The organism is Pseudomonas sp. Rh2, assembly GCF_040762985.1.
In the GTDB taxonomy this organism is placed as follows: domain Bacteria; phylum Pseudomonadota; class Gammaproteobacteria; order Pseudomonadales; family Pseudomonadaceae; genus Aquipseudomonas; species Aquipseudomonas taiwanensis.
Map to the genome: position 1 here is coordinate 2,390,560 of NZ_CP142890.1, position 17,020 is coordinate 2,407,579.

Here is a 17,020-nt window from a genome sequence, read left to right on the forward strand (position 1 = left end):
AACCCGCCTTCATGTTGTCGAGCCCATTGAAGATCACGGCATGCGATGTTCTTGCGTTCAAGGTTCAAGCATGAAAGTTCACGAAGAAATTGAAGAGCTGGCTGTACTCATTCGCGACTTGCGCAAGTTCAAAGGCCTGACACTGGGCGAGCTGGCTCAACGTATTGGCCGTTCGGTGGGTTTTCTCTCCCAGGTAGAACGGGGCGTGTCGCGTCCAACCGTGGCGGACTTGACGGCGATCAGTGAAACGCTCGGTGTGTCGACGGCGTACTTTTACAACCTGGACAAACCCCGTGGGCTCGATTGGGTAACCCGTCCTGAGGCCCGTCGTACGCTGCATCTGGGCGGTGGTATTACCGATGTGCTGGTCTCGCCCACGATCAACGGGGCTTTTTCCATGCTGGACAGCCACCTCGAACCAGGGGCTAGCAGCGGGGAGGAATACCTGGATGACAGTTCGGAGCAGGGCTGCTTCGTGCTCGAAGGCGAGTTGACGGTTTGGCTGGACGAAGGTGAGCCTGTGACGCTTCGCACCAATGACAGCTTTCAGTTGCAATCCCACGCACGTTTTCGTTACGCCAACCTAACGGACAAACCCACCCGCGTGCTTTGGGTCTTCAATTGAGGCACGCGCAGTGAGACTGTTTTTTCGCCAGCTCGCCGAGGCTCGTGACCTTCTGCAGGGTGCGCTGAAACCACACGCTCGGCGAGCAGAAGACGCGGTACGCCTCCTGATCCCCGAGTAGTTGGTTTTTCGCGGGCAACCTATCCGACCGCTTCCACTTCCAGGAACGCCGCCTCCAGCAGCTGCCGCGTATAGGCATGCTGCGGCGCATGGAAGATTGTCTGCGCATCCCCTTGTTCCACCACATGTCCATGCTTGATCACCATCAACTGGTGACTCAGCGCCTTGACCACCGCCAGGTCATGACTGATGAACAGGTAGGTAAGGTTGTACTTGCTCTGCAGATTGCGCAGCAATTCCACGACCTGCCGTTGTACGGTCCGGTCCAGCGCTGAAGTTGGCTCGTCCAGCAAGATCAGTGCAGGCTTCAACACCAAGGCCCGGGCAATCGCGATCCGCTGACGTTGGCCTCCGGAAAACTCATGGGGATAACGGTGACGGGTCCGCGGATCGAGCCCCACTTCCTCCAGTGCCGCGATAATCGCCGCTTCCTGTTCCTGCGCAGTGCCGATGCGGTGGATACGCAAACCCTCGCCGACGATGTCCGCCACGCACATGCGCGGGCTCAGGCTGCCGAAGGGGTCCTGGAACACCACCTGCATTTCCCGCCGCAGTGGCCTGACTTCCTTCTGGTTCAAGCGCTCCAGGTTCTGCCCGTGGAACCGGATTGCCCCCTGGCTTGAAATCAAGCGCAGGATGGCCAAGCCCAATGTCGATTTACCGGAGCCGGACTCACCCACGATCCCTAGCGTCTGCCCCTGGGGCAGGCTGAAGTTGACGCCATCCACCGCCTTCACATGGTCAACCGTGCGCCGCAGAAGCCCCTTTTTGATCGGGAACCAGACCTTGAGGTCCTTCACCTCCAGTAGCGGCGCGCCCTCCGGGTTATGTGCAGGCAAACCGCTCGGCTCGGCGTTGATCAGCATCTGCGTGTAAGGGTGTTGCGGTGCGCTGAACAGTTGGCTGCAGTCGGCTTGTTCGACGATCTGTCCGCGTTGCATCACGCACACGCGGTGGGCGATGCGCCGCACCAGGTTGAGGTCGTGGCTGATCAACAACAGGGCCATGCCCAGGCGCTTCTGCAGTTTCTTGAGCAGCTCAAGAATCTTCAGCTGAACTGTCACGTCCAGTGCCGTGGTTGGTTCGTCGGCGATCAGCAGTTCAGGCTCGTTGGCCAGGGCCATGGCGATCATCACCCGTTGGCGCTGGCCGCCGGACAGTTCATGGGGCAAGGCCTTCAGACGCTTCTTCGGCTCGGGAATACCGACCATTTCCAGCAGTTCGAGGGTGCGGGCGGTGGCTTGCTTGCCCGTCAGGCCCTTGTGTATCAGCAGGATCTCGTTGATCTGTTTCTCGATGCAGTGAAGCGGGTTCAAGGAGGTCATTGGCTCCTGGAAGATCATCGCGATGCGGTTGCCGCGAATGTGGCGCATGGCCTTTTCGCTTTGATGCAACAGGTCCTTCCCCTCGTAGCGGATGCTGCCGCCGGGGTGGCGTGCGAGGGGGTAGGGCAGCAAGCGCAGGATCGAGTGGGCGGTCACCGATTTGCCCGAACCGCTCTCGCCGACCAGGGCCAGGGTCTCGCCCTTGCGGATGTCGAAACTGATGCCATCGACCACGCGGTTGACCTGCTCGCCGGTGACGAACTCCACCGCAAGGTCACGGACTTCGATCAGGTTGTCTTCGCTCATGTCATTTCCTCGGGTCGAAGGCGTCACGGGCGGACTCGCCGATGAACACCAGCAGGCTCAACATCACCGCCAGTACGGCGAAGGCGCTGATGCCCAGCCAGGGCGCCTGCAGGTTGGATTTGCCCTGGGCCACCAGCTCACCCAGCGAAGGCGCGCCGGGCGGCAGGCCGAAGCCGAGGAAGTCCAGGGCGGTCAGGGTGCCGATGGCGCCAGTGAGGATGAAGGGCATGAAGGTCATGGTCGAAATCATCGCGTTGGGCAGGATGTGCCGGTACATGATCGCGCCATTGCGCATGCCCAGGGCACGGGCGGCGCGCACGTATTCGAGGTTACGCCCGCGCAGGAACTCGGCGCGGACCACGTCCACCAGGCTCATCCAGGAGAACAGCAGCATGATCCCCAGCAGCCACCAGAAATTGGGCTGAACGAAACTTGCCAGGATGATCAGCAAGTACAGCACCGGCAAGCCCGACCAGACCTCCAGGAAGCGCTGTCCGGCCAGGTCGACCCAGCCGCCGTAGTAGCCCTGCAAGGCGCCGGCAATGACGCCGACGATGGAGCTGAGCACGGTCAGCGTCAGGGCGAACAGCACCGAAACGCGGAAACCGTAGATCACTCGGGCCAGCACGTCGCGTCCCTGGTCATCGGTGCCCAGCCAGTTGTCGGCCGAAGGCGGCGCAGGGGCTGGGACCTTTAGGTCGTAGTTGATGCTCTGGTAGCTGAACGGAATCGGCGCCCACAGCACCAGGCTGTCTTTCTTGGCCAACAGCTCGCGGATATACGGGCTCTTGTAGTTGGCCTCCAGCGGGAATTCGCCGCCAAAGGTGGTCTCTGGGTAGCGCTTGAACGCCGGGAAATACCATTGGCCGTCGTAACGCACGGCGATGGGTTTGTCGTTGGCGATCAGTTCGGCACCCAGGCTCAGGCCGAACAGAATGATGAACAGCCACAATGACCACCAGCCCCGGCGGTTGGCCTTGAAGCGCTCGAAGCGCCGACGGTTGAGAGGGGACAGGGCCATGTCAGTGCTCCCGGCTGGCGAAGTCGATGCGTGGATCGACCAGGGTGTAGGTCAGGTCGCCGATCAGTTTCACCACCAGCCCCAGCAGGGTGAAGATGAACAGGGTGCCGAAGACCACCGGGTAATCGCGGTTGATCGCCGCTTCGAAACTCATCAGCCCCAGCCCATCGAGGGAGAAGATCACCTCGATCAGCAGCGAGCCGGTGAAGAAGATTCCGATGAAGGCCGACGGGAAGCCGGCGATCACCAGCAGCATGGCGTTGCGGAACACATGGCCGTACAGCACCCGCGACCGGCTAAGGCCCTTGGCCTTGGCGGTGATCACATACTGTTTGTTGATCTCGTCGAGGAAACTGTTCTTGGTCAGCAGGGTCATGGTGGCGAAGTTGCCGATCACCAGCGCGGTAATCGGCAGTACCAGGTGCCAGAAGTAGTCCAGTATCTTGCCGCTGGTGGACAGCGCGTCGAAGTTGTTCGAGGTCAGGCCCCTGAGCGGGAACCAGTCGAAGTAGCTGCCGCCGGCGAACAGCACGATCAGCAAAATGGCGAACAGGAACGCGGGAATGGCATAGCCGACGATGATCGCCGAGCTGGTCCAGACGTCGAAGTGGCTGCCGTGACGCACTGCCTTGGCGATCCCCAGGGGGATCGACACCAGGTACATGATCAGGGTGCTCCACAGCCCCAGCGAGATCGACACCGGCATCTTCTCTGCAATCAGGTCGATGACCTTGGCGTCGCGGAAGAAGCTTTCCCCAAAATCCAGTTGGGCGTAGTTCTTGATCATGATCCACAACCGTTCCGGCGCCGACTTGTCGAAGCCGTACATCCGCTCGATCTCGGCGACCAGCGCCGGGTCAAGGCCTTGCGCCCCTCGGTAGCTGGAACCGGCCACCGAGACCTCCGCGCCACCGCCGGCGATGCGGCTGGTGGCGCCTTCGAAGCCTTCGAGCTTGGCGATCATTTGTTCCACCGGGCCACCGGGGGCGGCCTGGACGATGATGAAGTTGATGATCAGGATGCCGAACAGCGTTGGAATGATCAGCAGCAGGCGTCGCAGGATGTAGGCCAGCATGTCAGTTGGCCTCATCGGCAGGGGCCGCTGTATCCGGCGTGGCCGGGGCGACTTCGGGCTTGATCCACCAGGTGTCGATGCCCACGTCGTATTTGGGCGACACGTTCGGGTGGCCGACGTTGTTCCAGTAGGCCACGCGCCAGGTCTTGATGTGCCAGTTGGGGATCACGTAGTAGCCCCAGAGCAATACACGGTCCAGTGCCTTGGTATGGTTGATCAGGCTCTGGCGCGAATCGGCGTTGATCAACTGCTCGACCAGTTGGTCGATGGCCGGGTCGCGCAGGCCGATGAAGTTGCGGCTGCCGGGGTTGTCGGCGGCGGCGCTGGTCCAGTACTCGCGTTGCTCGTTGCCGGGCGAGTTGGACTGCGGGAAACCACCGACGATCATGTCGAAGTCGCGCGAGCGCAGGCGGTTGATGTACTGGGAAACGTCGACCCGGCGGATGTTCAGGTCGATGCCCAGGTCGGCCAGGTTGCGCTTGAACGGCAGCAGGATACGCTCGAACTCGGTCTGTGCCAGCAGAAACTCGATGGACACCGGCTTGCCCTGGGCATCGACCATCTTGTCGTCGACGATCTTCCAGCCGGCGTCCTGCAGCAGCTGGTATGCCTTGCGCTGTTGCTCGCGGATCACGCCGCTGGCATCGCTGACCGGGTTGTGGAATGCCTCGGTGAAGACCTGCTCGGGGATCTTGCCGCGCAAAGGGTCGAGAATCTTCAGTTCATCGGCGCTGGGTAGGCCACGGGCGGCCATTTCGGAGTTTTCGAAGTAGCTGCCGGTGCGGGTGTAGGCACCGTTGAACAGCTGTTTGTTGGTCCATTCGTAGTCCAGCAGCAGGCTCAGCGCTTCGCGTACGCGTACGTCCTGGAACAGCGGGCGGCGCAGGTTGAAGATAAAGCCTTGCATACCGGTTGGGTTGCCGTTGGGCAGCTCTTCGCGAATCAAGCGACCTTCACGTACCGCCGGTACGTTGTAGGCGGTGGCCCAGTTCTTCGCGCTCATTTCCAGCCAGTAGTCGAATTGCCCGGCCTTGAGCGCTTCCAGGGCCACGGTGTTGTCGCGGAAAGCGTCGAAGGTCATGGCGTCGAAGTTGTAGAAACCTCGGTTGATCGGCAGGTCCTTGGCCCAGTAGTCCTTGACCCGCTCGTAGCGAATCGAACGGCCAGCCTTGACCTCGGCCACCTTGTACGGGCCGCTGCCCAGCGGAATTTCCAGGTTGCCGCGGGTGAAGTCGCGGCCCTCGTACCAGTGCTTGGGCAGCACTGGCAGTTGGCCGAGAATCAGCGGCAGCTCACGGTTGTTCCCGTGCTTGAACTTGAACAGCACCCGCAGCGGATCTTCGGCGACCACTTCGGCCACGTCGGCATAGTACTGCCGGTACAGCGGCGCCCCTTGCTTGGTCAGGGCATTGAAGGTGAACACCACATCGTCGGCCCGCATCGGGTGGCCGTCATGGAAGCGGGCTTCGGGGCGCAGGTAGAAGCGCACCCAGCTGTTGTCCGGGGCTTTTTCGATCTTGCCGGCCACCAGGCCATACTCGGTGAACGGCTCGTCCAGGCTCTGGCGCATCAACGTGTCGTAGATGATGCTGATGTTGTCGGCGGCGACCCCTTTGTTGATGAAGGGGTTGAGGCTGTCGAAGCCGCCGAAGCTGGACTGACGGAAGGTACCGCCCTTGGGGGCGTCCGGGTTGACGTAGTCGAAGTGCTTGAAGTCGGCCGGATACTTGGGCGCTTCGTCGTAAAGGGTAAGCGCATGTTGTGGCGCGGCCAATGCCGGTAGGCTCAGGCAGGCGAGCCACAGGCTGCCTGCCAGCCGGCGCAGTCGATGCGTTGGCATCATTGGGCTTTCTCCGAAGTCTTGAGCCACCAGCTGTTCAAGCCCAGTGTATAGGGCGGTGTGGCGACGAAAGCGAACCGGTTGCGGTACGCCAGGCGGTGATTGTCGAGATACCAGTTGGGAATCATGTAGTAATGCCACGAAAGCACACGGTCCAGGGCGCGGGCGGCGGCGACCTGGTCGTCGCGGGTACGGGCGGCGAGCAACGTGTCGAGCAGGTGGTCGACCACCGGGTCCTTGACCCCAGCATAGTTCTTGCTGCCCTTGGTGGTCGCCTGGCTGGAGTGGAAGTACAGCCATTGCTCGAGCCCAGGGCTGAGGGTCTGGTTCAGGGTCATCAGGATCATGTCGAAATCGAACTGGTCCAGGCGCTGTTTGTACTGGGCCCGGTCCACGGTGCGCAGGCGCGCGTCGATACCGATGCTCGCCAGGTTTTCGACATAAGGTTGCAGGATGCGTTCAAGGTTGGGGTTAACCAGCAACAGTTCCATGCGCAACTGCTGGCCTTTGTTGTTCACCAGGCGTTGGCCGTCAAGCTTCCAGCCGGCTTGGGCGAACAGGGCCAGGGCCTGGCGCAGGGTCTGGCGGTTGATACCGCGGCCATCGGTGTGGCTGACCTTGTAGGGCTCGGTGAACAGCTTATCTGGCAACTGGTCGCGGAACGGTGCGAGCAGCAGCCATTCCTTGCCGGTGGGCAGGCCGGTCGCCGCGAACTCGCTGTTGGGGTAGTAACTGGTCGAACGCCGGTAGGCGCTGCTGAACAGGGCGCGGTTGGTCCACTCGAAATCGAGCATCAGGCCCAGGGCCTGACGAACCTGCGCATCGCTGAAGGTGGCGCGGCGGCTGTTCATGAACAGCCCTTGGGTCTGGGTCGGAATGCGGTGGGGTATTTGCGCCTTGATCACATCACCCCGGCGCACCGCCGGAAAGTTGTAGCCGTTCGCCCAGTTCTTGGCCTGGTGCTCGATATAGATGTCGAATTCGCCGGCCTTGAAGGCTTCGAAGGCCACCGTGGCGTCGCGGTAGAACTCGTACTCGACACGGTCGAAGTTGTACTTGCCCCGGTTGACCGCCAGGTCCTTGCCCCAGTAATTCTTCACACGCTCGAACACCAGGCTGCGGCCTGGCTGCACCTGGGTGATGCGGTATGGACCGCTGCCCAGCGGCGGCTCGAAGGTTGTGGCCTTGAAGTCGCGGTTTTGCCAGTAATGCTTAGGCAGCACTGGCATTTCTCCCAAACGCAGGATCAGCAAGGGGTTGCCAGTGCGCTTGAACACGAAGCGGATACGCAGCGGCCCAAGAATATCCACCCGCCGCACTTCCTGTAGATTGGTGCGGTAGATCGGGTGGCCCTCCTTGAGCAGGGTTCGGTAGGAGAACGCAACGTCTGCCGAAGTGATCGGGTGACCGTCGTGGAATCGGGCTTCAGGACGCAGGTTGAATACCACCCAGCTGCGGTCCTCGCTGTATTCCACCGAGCGGGCGATCAGGCCATAGCTGGAGGTCGGTTCATCACCGGATGGGTCGTACTGGCCGGTACCGATCATCAGCGGTTCGTTTAGCTCGCTAATGCCGTATTGCAGGAAGTTCGGTGTGGTGACCGGGCTGGAGCCCTTGAAGGTGTAGGGGTTGAGCGTGTCGAACGTGCCAAATGCCATGGCCCGCAACGTGCCGCCTTTGGGCGCTTGCGGGTTGACCCAGTCGAAATGGGTGAATGTGGCCGGGTACTTGAGCGTGCCGAACTGCGCGTATCCGTGGCTTTCGCTCACCATCGCGACTGCGGGAAAGCTCAAGGCCAGGCTGAGTGACAGCAGGAGGGGACGTATCAATTCGGCATCCGATCCAGAGGCGTTGGGCTTTGGTCGGGCTACAGTAACAGCTTGGCGGGGTTGGAAAAAGGGTGTCTCGGAAGGCCTGTTCGGCTCCCGCCGATTGCCCGCCAATTCATCGAGTCAGCGTTTATCGGTAGGCGCCGACTTGCCGGCGATCACCGGCGAAGCCGGTGCCATGCACCGCGTCGCGTGCCGCACGGGTTAACCCGCGCCCACAAGCTGCCAAGCAACCCGATGCACATCAGTGCGACAGGTAAACCGTCAGGGTCTGCCCTGGCTTGAGGGCATGCCCGCTGCGCGGGTTCCACCGCTTGAGGTGTTTCATCTCGACGTTGAAACGTTTGGCCACCAGGTACAGCGAATCACCTTTGCGCACCTTGTATTGGGTGGAACGCTTCTGCGACGACGCTACACGGTTGCCCGCCGCGCTGGGCGCGTTGCCACCACGCAGGGCCAGTACCTGGCCTGCACGCAGGCGATTGCCCGGGAGTTTGTTCCAGCGCTGGATATCCTTCACTGAAACACGGTTGGCCTTGGCGATGCTGGCCAGGTTGTCGCCACGCTTGACCCGGTAGCTGCGCGCCGCAGGAGCCTTGGCCTCGGCGACCGCAGCCTCGAACACGGCCTTGCGCGGCTGCAGGCTGACCAGTTGTTCTGGCTTGAGGTTGTTCAGGCTGTCGGACAGCAGTTGCGCTTTGGCCGTTGGCACTAGCAGTTGCTTGGGGCCATCGACGGTCATGCGCTTCTTGAACGCCGGGTTTAGCTGGATCAGTTCGTCTTCGTCGATGTTGGCAAAGGCGGCCACCCGTGACAGGTCGAGGCGATCGTTGATCGCCACGGCTTCGAAATAGGGTTCGTTGGCGATGGGGTTCAGGTTCACGCCATAGGCCTCCGGCGTCATCACCACCTGCGACAGGGCCAGTAGCTTGGGCACGTAGTCGCGGGTTTCCTGTGGCAGCGGCAGGTTCCAGTAGTCGGTGGGTAGGCCAAGCCTCTCGTTCCGCTCGATAGCCCGGCTGACCGTGCCTTCACCCGCATTGTAGGCGGCAAGGGCCAGCAGCCAGTCACCGTTGAACATGTCGTGCAGGCGGGTCAGGTAGTCCAGTGCAGCGTTGGTGGACGCGGTGATGTCGCGGCGGCCATCGTAGAAGTTGGTCTGGCGCAGGTTGAAGTGGCGACCGGTGGACGGGATGAACTGCCACAGGCCGACGGCATGGGCGCGGGAGTAGGCCATCGGGTTGTAGGCACTTTCGATGGCAGGCAGCAGCGCCAGCTCCAGCGGCATGTCGCGTTCTTCGAGCCGCTCGACGATGTAGTGCAGGTACAGGCTGCCTCGCTCGCCAGCGCTTTCGAGGAAGGTCGGGTTGCTGGCGAACCACAGGCGCTGCTGCTCGATGCGCGGGTTGACGTCGATGTTGTCCTGCAGGGCGAAGCCCTGGCGCATGCGCTCCCACACATCCTGGGGTGCCTGGTCGGCAGGCTTGACCGCCAGTGGCGAAGGCTTGTGCTTGATCCGAGCCTGGTAGTTGTGCGCGCGAACGCTGTCGGATTCGTCGAGCTGACGGGTGCTCTGGCAACCCACCAAGGTGGCGGCCAGGGCCAGCGCACTGATTTTGGCCAGGCGCGTCAGGGCGACGGAATGAGAGGTTCTGCGGCTACGGGAAGACATCGGCTGGGACAGGTTTCCGGGCGAAAAATTTCGGCGATTCTAGAAACCGGTCCCTCCCGGGTCAACCGTTGACCACGGTTTGCGATATATCTTGAGGTTATCAGAAGGTGTCCTTCCAAGACCTCAAGGCAGCAAAAACAGTGACCTGCGTGGGGTTTGAATGTCCCTTCCATTCGTCTGCTTTTTGTTTAACTAATGTTTCAGCGGTACGCAGGAAGGGGTTGGTGAGCCGCTCCAGGCCGATAGTTGATGGCAAGGTGATGCGATTGTCGGCGCGCAGCCGGGTAACGTCCTCGAAACGCTGCAGAACGTGCGGGTTGGAGGGCTCCACGGCCCTGGCGAAACGCAGGTTGCTCAGGGTGTACTCGTGGGCGCAGTAGACCTCGGTACGCTCGGGCAAGGCCGCCAGGCGGGCGAGGGCCGGTTGCATCTGTTCTGGGGTCCCTTCGAACATGCGGCCGCAGCCGGCGGCGAACAGTGTGTCGCCACTGAACAGCAGCGGGGTTGACGGTTGGTCGCTGAAGTAGGCGATATGCCCGAGGGTATGGCCGGGCACGGCCAGCACCTGGAAGGTCACGCCCAGTACGGTCAGCTGGTCGCCCTCGTCCAGCGCCAGGTCGCGGCACGGAATACGCTCGTGGGCCGGGCCGCAGACACGGGCGTCGGTCAGGCGCTTGAGCCGCTCGACACCGCCAACGTGGTCGTTATGGTGATGGGTGACCAGGATGTCTTCCAGCACCCAGCCTGGGTGACTGGTCAGCCAGGCCTCCACTGGGCCGGCGTCACCAGGATCGACCACCGCGCAACGGCGTTTGGCAGTATCCTGTAACAACCAGATGTAGTTGTCGGAGAAAGCGGGGAGAGCATCGATCTGTATCATGGTGCGGATCCGAATCGCCAAGCGGCACATGAGGGCATCTTAGCCGCGATGGCGCGGTGCGAGAACCTTCGAGGGAGAGCGCAATGACCGACCAAGCCTTTGCCCAGGCCGACCCGGACTGGGTCGAGCTGATCAGCCTGGCCCGTGACTGGTTCAACGGGCCACTCGGGCGACTGATGCTCGAGGAAGAGGACAAACTGCTCGAAGAAGAACTGGGGCGCTTTTTTGGCGGCTTCCTGGTGCACTACGGCCCCTGCGCCGATGCGCCCCCCAGTGCGCCGCAGGTTCAGCGCAACGTTCGCCTCGGCGCGCCGCTGCCGGGTGTGGAGATCGTCTGCGAAGAACAGGCCTGGCCGCTCGGCGAGCACGCCGCCGACGTGGTGGTGCTGCAACATGGCCTGGATTTCTGCCTGTCGCCCCACGGGCTGCTGCGCGAGGCAGCCAGCGCCGTGCGCCCCGGCGGGCACCTGCTGATCGTCGGTATCAACCCCTGGAGCAGTTGGGGCGTGCGTCATCTCTTCAGTCATGGCGCCCTGCGCAAGGCCCGCTGCATCTCGCCGTCGCGAGTGGGCGACTGGCTCAACCTGCTGGGTTTCGCGCTGGAGAAACGCCGCTTCGGGTGCTATCGTCCGCCGCTTGCCTCGCCCGCCTGGCAGCAACGCCTGGCAGGCTGGGAACGGGTGGCCGGGGGCTGGCAGAGCGCCGGTGGCGGGGTGTACCTGCTGGTGGCGCGCAAGATGGTGGTTGGCCTGCGGCCGCTGCGTCAGCAACGCCGCGAACCCATGGGCAAGTTGCTGCCACTGCCGATGGCCAAGGTCAACCGCGAGCGCAACGAGCCCTGACAGGCCCCGCGTGGCCGACACACTGCATTTTAAACGAGTGGTACATGAGCGATAGCGTCGAAATCTACACCGATGGTGCCTGCAAGGGTAATCCTGGCCCTGGTGGCTGGGGCGTCCTGATGATCTACAAGGGCGTCGAGAAAGAGCTGTGGGGCGGCGAGCGCGAAACCACCAACAACCGTATGGAACTGATGGCCGCGATCCAGGGGCTGATGGCGCTCAAGCGCGAATGCGAGGTGGTGCTGACCACCGACTCGCAGTACGTCATGAAGGGCATCAACGAGTGGATGGTCAACTGGAAGAAACGGGGCTGGAAGACAGCTTCCAAGGAACCGGTGAAAAACGCCGACCTTTGGCAGCAGCTCGATGAGCAAGTCAATCGTCACAAGGTGACCTGGAAGTGGGTGCGCGGTCATATCGGCCACCCCGGCAACGAGCGTGCCGACCAATTGGCCAACCGCGGCGTCGACGAAGTGCGCACCCAGGGTTGAGCTGGGGTACAATCCGCCCCTTTGTCATAGATGCAAGTTGGAGCCCTCCGCGTGGAGCAGCAGCAAGATACCAGGCTGGTCATTCTCGATACCGAAACCACCGGCATGCCGGTGAGCGAAGGCCATCGAATCATCGAGATCGGCTGTGTCGAGGTCATCGGCCGGCGCCTGACCGGGCGCCACTTCCACGTCTATCTGCAACCTGATCGCGAGAGTGACGAGGGCGCCATTGGCGTTCACGGTATCACCGATGCCTTCCTCGTCGGCAAGCCGCGTTTTGCCGATGTGGCCGAGGAGTTCTTCGAGTTCATCCAGGGCGCCACGCTGGTCATCCACAACGCGGCGTTCGACGTAGGCTTCATCAACAACGAATTCGCCTTGCTCGGGCAGCACGACCGCGCTGATATCTCCCAGCACTGCACCATCCTTGACACCCTGTTGCTGGCCCGTGCCCGTCATCCAGGGCAGCGCAACAGCCTCGATGCGTTGTGCAAACGCTACGACATCGACAACTCAGGCCGTGAATTGCACGGCGCCTTGCTCGACTCGGAACTGCTGGCTGACGTCTACCTGGCGATGACGGGTGGCCAAACCAGCCTGTCACTGGCAGGCCATGGTGGCGATAACGATCAGCAGGGGCAGGGCGGTGCTGGCAGCGAGATTCGCCGCATTACCGGGCGCGCGCCGGGGCGGGTGATCATGGCCACTGCCGAGGAACTGGAAGCCCATGCCGAGCGGTTGGCGGCAATCGCCAAGTCGGCGGGCGGGCCGGCGATGTGGCAGGCATTGACGGAAACGCCTGCCGGGTAATTCGCTGACCGTACCGGGCTGATTGCCGGCAAGCCGGCGCCTGCAGGGGCTGCCCAGATCCTCAACTACCCTGAACAGCATGACCTGTTCGAAAGGGGGTAGTAGCTGATGTACAAGGACCTCAAGTTCCCCATTCTCATTGTCCACCGGGCAATCAAGGCCGACAGTGTTGCCGGGGAGCGTATACGCGGTATAGCCGAGGAGCTGAGCCAGGACGGTTTCGCCATCCTCGCCGCGGCCGACCATGCCGAGGCCCGTCTGGTTGCCGCCACTCACCACGGACTGGCGTGCATGCTGGTCGCCGCCGAAGGTGTCGGCGAGAATACCCACCTGCTGCAGAACATGGCCGAGTTGATTCGCCTGGCACGCCTGCGTGCCCCGGACCTGCCTATTTTCGCCCTGGGCGAGCAGGTCACGTTGGAGAATGCGCCCGCCGAGGCCATGGGCGAGCTCAACCAACTGCGCGGCATCCTCTACCTGTTCGAAGACACCGTGCCATTCCTGGCACGGCAAGTGGCCCGAGCCGCTCATAATTATCTCGATGGCTTGCTGCCGCCATTCTTCAAAGCCTTGGTCCAGCATACCGCGCAATCGAACTATTCCTGGCACACCCCCGGTCATGGTGGTGGCGTGGCCTACCGCAAAACCCCCGTAGGCTTGGCGTTTCATCAGTTCTTCGGGGAAAACACCCTGCGTTCCGACCTCTCGGTTTCAGTGCCCGAGCTCGGCTCGCTGCTCGATCACACCGGCCCACTGGCAGCTGCGGAGGCCCGCGCCGCCCGCAACTTCGGTGCCGACCACACGTTCTTCGTGATCAATGGTACCTCGACGGCCAACAAGATCGTCTGGCATGCCATGGTTGGCCGTGACGACCTGGTACTGGTAGACCGCAACTGCCACAAGTCGGTAGTGCATGCGATCATCATGACCGGGGCCATCCCCATCTACCTGTGCCCGGAGCGCAACGAGCTGGGCATCATCGGCCCGATCCCGCTCAGTGAGTTCAGTGCCGAGGCCATCCGGGCGAAAATCCAGGCCAACCCTCTTGCGCGCGACCGTGGAGCCCGGATCAAGCTGGCGGTGGTGACCAACTCTACCTACGACGGGCTGTGCTACCACGCCGGGTTGATCAAACAGGCGCTGGGTGCCAGCGTCGAGGTGTTGCATTTCGATGAAGCCTGGTTCGCTTATGCGGCATTTCATGAGTTCTTCGACAATCGCTACGCCATGGGCACTGTCTGTGAGGCGGACAGCCCGCTGGTGTTCAGCACTCACTCGACCCACAAACTACTCGCCGCCTTCAGCCAGGCATCGATGATCCACGTGCAGGATGGCGCGCAGCGCCAGCTGGACCGCGACCGCTTCAACGAAGCGTTCATGATGCATATTTCCACGTCCCCGCAATACAGCATCCTGGCTTCGCTGGACGTGGCATCGACCATGATGGAGGGCCCCGCCGGACGTTCACTGTTGCAGGAAATGTTCGACGAGGCCCTGAGTTTTCGCCGGGCCCTGGCCAATTTGCGTGAACACATCGCAGCGGATGATTGGTGGTTCAGTATCTGGCAGCCGACGACCGCCGAGGGCATCCACCGCCTGGCGGTACAGGATTGGTTGCTGCAGCCGGGCGCCCAGTGGCATGGTTTTGGTGAAGTGGCGGACGACTATGTGCTGCTGGACCCGCTCAAGGTCACGCTGGTCATGCCAGGGCTCGATGCCGGCGGCGTGCTGGGCGAGCATGGTATTCCCGCAGCGGTGGTCAGCAAGTTCCTCTGGGAGCGGGGGCTGGTGGTGGAGAAGACGGGGTTGTACAGCTTCCTGGTGCTGTTCTCCATGGGGATCACCAAAGGCAAATGGAGCACCTTGCTCACCGAATTGCTCGAGTTCAAACGCCATTACGACGGCAACACGGCATTGAGCGCTTGCCTGCCCAGTGTCGTGGCGGTGGCACCTGTGCGGTACCAGGGCATGGGCCTGAGGGACCTGTGCAACCAACTGCACGATTGCTACCGCGCCAATGCTACCGCCAAGCAGTTCAAGCGTTTGTTCACACGCTTGCCCGAGGTGGTGATGAGCCCGGCCCAGGCCTATGACCGCATGGTGCGCGGCGAGGTGGAAGCGGTGCCGATCGAGGCGCTGCTGGGGCGGGTCGCGGCGGTGATGCTGGTGCCGTATCCGCCGGGTATCGCCCTGATCATGCCGGGCGAACGCTTTACCGAAACCACCCGCTCGATTCTCGATTACCTGGTGTTCGCCCGCGCTTTCGACAGCGGCTTTCCTGGCTTCGTCGCCGATGTGCATGGGCTGCAGCACGAGAACGGCATCTACACGGTGGACTGCATCAAGGAATGCGAATGATCTCGACGCCAGTGCGCGCCAGTTCGAAGCGGTCTTCGCCCAGGTGGTTGACCCGGTCGCCGATGGCCAGGCGATAAGTGGTGATCGGTGCGCCCAGGGTGGTGCCGTCGACCTGGAGCGTGGACTCCTGGAATTCATGCACGGGATAGATACGGCCTTCGGCGTCACGGGCGTGGAACTGACCGACCATTACTGCTGCCATTTGGGTGAAAACCTCTGAATTGCCTGGGAAATGTCTGCAGGCATAGACCGCTCGGGCCCGCAGTAAGTTTTAGCGGCCAAGAAAAAAAACCATGGAACCGAGGAACGGTCATCTATAACTACAACGTCCCATTCCCCAGCAAAGGTTGGAAATCGCCATGAGCCAGGTGTATTCGGTAGCGGTCGTCGTCGGCAGCTTGCGCAAGGATTCGTACAATCGCAAGGTGGCCAGGGCACTTTCGGAGCTGGCGCCGTCCAGCCTTGCCCTGAGGATCGTCGAGATCGCTGACTTGCCGCTGTACAACGAGGATGTCGAGGTCACGGCGCCTGACTCCTGGAAACACTTTCGTGACGAAATTCGTCGCAGCGATGCCGTGCTGTTCGTTACCCCGGAGTACAACCGGTCGGTGCCGGGCTGCCTGAAAAATGCCATCGACGTGGGATCCAGGCCTTACGGGCAAAGCGCATGGGCGGGCAAGCCAACGGCGGTGGTGAGTGTCTCCCCGGGGGCCATCGGTGGCTTCGGTGCCAACCACGCCGTGCGTCAGTCGCTGGTGTTTCTCGACATGCCGTGCATGCAGATGCCAGAAGCCTATATCGGTGGGGCGGCGAGCCTGTTCGATGAAGCCGGCAAGCTCAGTGACAAGACCCGGCCGTTCCTGCAGGGGTTCATCGACAAGTTCGCCTCGTGGGTGAAGTTGAATCGCGCTGTGTAAAGCGGGTCGGACCCCTGTCGTCACGCCGATAGGGGTCGCAACAGCCAGTCAGGAGGCCTGCGGCATTTCACCCTTGGCCAAGCGGCGGTTGATATCGGCAACTACCTCCGGCAGATCGTTGATGGTGTCGATCAGGTAGTGCGGGCGCGACCCTGCGAACATCGAGCGAATACGCTGGCGCTCGCGCTCCAGCTTTTCCACGCTCAATGACTGGTAGCCTTCCCAGGTCAGGCCCAGGGCATTGCCCGAGCACACCAGTGCCACGGTCCACATGCCGGCACGACGGCCTTCGAGAATGCCGGGTACGGTGTCGTCGACCTTGACGCAGGCCGCTACATCGTCGATGCCCAGGGCGATCACGTTGGCCAGTGCCTGGGCCGGCCAAGGACGCCCGTTGGGCGTTTCATCGGTGGCGACGACATGGTCGGCGACATAACCGTTCTGCGCAGCCAGCTCCACCACCTTGTCCATCACCACTTTCGGATAGCCCGAGCAGGAGCCGATCTTCAGGCCATCCTTGCGTAACCCGGTGAGGGTGTCCAGAGCGCCGGGGATCAATGCCGAGTGCACGGCAATCTTCTCGATCTGCAGTGGCATGAAGCGTTCATAGATGGCCGTGACGTCATCGTCGGTGGGCGTGCGGCCAAACACTTTGCGATAGCGCTCGGCGATTTCCGGGACATCGCACAGAGTGCGAATGTGGTCCCACTTGCCCATGCCCATCGGGCCTCGGGCTTCCTCGATGGACACTTGGACGTCGAATTCGGCGAAGGCTTCGACGAAGATCTGGGTCGGGGCGAAGGAGCCGAAGTCGACCACGGTGCCGGCCCAGTCGAGGATGGCGGCTTGCAGCTGGGTGGGGTTGCTGTAGTTCATGTGCGCGAGTTCCTGGGAGTTCGAGGTGATTGG

At 62.1% G+C, this 17,020-nt stretch carries 15 protein-coding genes; 6 read left to right on the forward strand and 9 right to left on the reverse strand.

The annotated features are described in order from the left end of the window. Positions 1-70: 70 nt before the first annotated feature. Positions 71-625 (forward strand): helix-turn-helix domain-containing protein, encoded by a 555-nt coding sequence (locus tag VXM67_RS10780; RefSeq protein ID WP_023379726.1) that lies wholly within the window; start codon positions 71-73, stop codon positions 623-625. 140 nt (positions 626-765) lie between these two features. Here VXM67_RS10780 and VXM67_RS10785 read toward each other — a convergent pair whose 3' ends face one another. From VXM67_RS10785 to gloB, 7 genes are all read right to left on the reverse strand, one after another. Then, the gene (locus VXM67_RS10785; RefSeq protein WP_023379728.1) at positions 766-2,376 is read right to left on the reverse strand and encodes an ABC transporter ATP-binding protein; all 1,611 of its coding nucleotides are present in this window, start codon (positions 2,374-2,376) and stop codon (positions 766-768) included. Between the two features lies 1 nt (position 2,377). Next, a complete protein-coding gene (locus tag VXM67_RS10790) occupies positions 2,378-3,397 on the reverse strand; it encodes an ABC transporter permease (protein WP_023379729.1) in 1,020 nt (339 codons plus the stop codon). A 1-nt stretch (position 3,398) separates the two neighbouring features. After that, positions 3,399-4,472, reverse strand: a complete 1,074-nt coding sequence (locus VXM67_RS10795) for a microcin C ABC transporter permease YejB (RefSeq protein WP_023379731.1) — start codon at positions 4,470-4,472, stop codon at positions 3,399-3,401. Position 4,473: 1 nt separating this feature from the next. Further along, positions 4,474-6,315 (reverse strand): extracellular solute-binding protein, encoded by a 1,842-nt coding sequence (locus VXM67_RS10800; protein ID WP_027907632.1) that lies wholly within the window; start codon positions 6,313-6,315, stop codon positions 4,474-4,476. Then, positions 6,312-8,141, reverse strand: coding sequence for an extracellular solute-binding protein (locus VXM67_RS10805; RefSeq protein ID WP_027907631.1), 1,830 nt, complete (start codon positions 8,139-8,141; stop codon positions 6,312-6,314). Before VXM67_RS10805 ends, VXM67_RS10800 begins: the two co-directional genes overlap by 4 nt. 244 nt (positions 8,142-8,385) lie before the next feature. Next, on the reverse strand, positions 8,386-9,813 hold the full coding sequence (locus VXM67_RS10810) for a transglycosylase SLT domain-containing protein (RefSeq protein ID WP_023379736.1): 1,428 nt from the start codon (positions 9,811-9,813) through the stop codon (positions 8,386-8,388). 100 nt (positions 9,814-9,913) lie between these two features. After that, entirely contained in the window at positions 9,914-10,693 is a 780-nt protein-coding gene (gene gloB, locus VXM67_RS10815) for a hydroxyacylglutathione hydrolase (protein WP_023379738.1), read from the reverse strand. A gap of 83 nt (positions 10,694-10,776) precedes the next feature. Between gloB and VXM67_RS10820 the strand changes: the two genes are divergently transcribed. The 4 genes from VXM67_RS10820 to VXM67_RS10835 all read left to right on the forward strand — a co-directional run bounded on the left by VXM67_RS10820 (position 10,777) and on the right by VXM67_RS10835 (position 15,194). Next, entirely contained in the window at positions 10,777-11,535 is a 759-nt protein-coding gene (locus VXM67_RS10820) for a class I SAM-dependent methyltransferase (protein ID WP_023379740.1), read from the forward strand. A gap of 44 nt (positions 11,536-11,579) precedes the next feature. After that, complete coding sequence (gene rnhA, locus VXM67_RS10825) at positions 11,580-12,026, forward strand: ribonuclease HI (protein ID WP_023379742.1); 447 nt, start codon at positions 11,580-11,582, stop codon at positions 12,024-12,026. A 51-nt stretch (positions 12,027-12,077) separates the two neighbouring features. Continuing rightward, on the forward strand, positions 12,078-12,836 hold the full coding sequence (gene dnaQ, locus VXM67_RS10830) for a DNA polymerase III subunit epsilon (RefSeq protein WP_104882681.1): 759 nt from the start codon (positions 12,078-12,080) through the stop codon (positions 12,834-12,836). A 108-nt stretch (positions 12,837-12,944) separates the two neighbouring features. Continuing rightward, on the forward strand, positions 12,945-15,194 hold the full coding sequence (locus tag VXM67_RS10835) for an Orn/Lys/Arg decarboxylase N-terminal domain-containing protein (RefSeq protein ID WP_023379745.1): 2,250 nt from the start codon (positions 12,945-12,947) through the stop codon (positions 15,192-15,194). Here VXM67_RS10835 and VXM67_RS10840 read toward each other — a convergent pair. After that, complete coding sequence (locus tag VXM67_RS10840) at positions 15,178-15,396, reverse strand: hypothetical protein (RefSeq protein WP_023379747.1); 219 nt, start codon at positions 15,394-15,396, stop codon at positions 15,178-15,180. The genes VXM67_RS10835 and VXM67_RS10840 overlap by 17 nt on opposite strands. Positions 15,397-15,553: 157 nt before the next feature. Between VXM67_RS10840 and VXM67_RS10845 the strand changes: the two genes are divergently transcribed. Further along, positions 15,554-16,111 carry an NADPH-dependent FMN reductase gene (locus VXM67_RS10845; protein ID WP_367237670.1) on the forward strand — a complete coding sequence of 186 codons (558 nt, stop codon included), beginning with the start codon at positions 15,554-15,556 and terminating at the stop codon, positions 16,109-16,111. A gap of 48 nt (positions 16,112-16,159) precedes the next feature. Here VXM67_RS10845 and phnX read toward each other — a convergent pair whose 3' ends face one another. After that, entirely contained in the window at positions 16,160-16,987 is an 828-nt protein-coding gene (gene phnX / locus VXM67_RS10850; protein ID WP_023379750.1) for a phosphonoacetaldehyde hydrolase, read from the reverse strand. Positions 16,988-17,020 lie beyond the last annotated feature (33 nt).